This is a genomic window from Tritonibacter sp. SIMBA_163 (assembly GCF_046535935.1).
Taxonomy (GTDB): domain Bacteria; phylum Pseudomonadota; class Alphaproteobacteria; order Rhodobacterales; family Rhodobacteraceae; genus Epibacterium; species Epibacterium scottomollicae.
This window is the reverse complement of record NZ_JAWJBP010001525.1, coordinates 1-230: the sequence shown is the minus strand read 5'-3', so window position 1 is coordinate 230 and position 230 is coordinate 1. Positions and strand designations below refer to the sequence as shown.

1 pseudogene is annotated in these 230 nt (G+C 62.2%); it reads right to left on the bottom strand.

Going from position 1 to position 230, the window contains the following annotated elements:
• Positions 1–180, bottom strand: a pseudogene (locus R0J92_RS27375) (hypothetical protein); the annotation flags it as partial.
• Positions 181–230 lie beyond the last annotated feature (50 nt).

Here is a 230-nt window from a genome sequence, read left to right as displayed (position 1 = left end):
CGGACGCCCGCGCCGCCCCCCCACCCCCCGAACCGAAGCCCTGCCGCCCGGCGCGGCCGGTCCAAGCTCTTTGCCAGCGAGCGCGAACTTTCCGAGCCGAGCACTCGCATCAAACGCGCGCAGCCCGGGGAGGGGAGGCAGATCGTCATACCTGCGCGGATCATAAATGTGCTGCGACAATTTTTAAGGGTGTGGCGAATTATTTTTCGTTTTGTATTTGCATGTCAGCT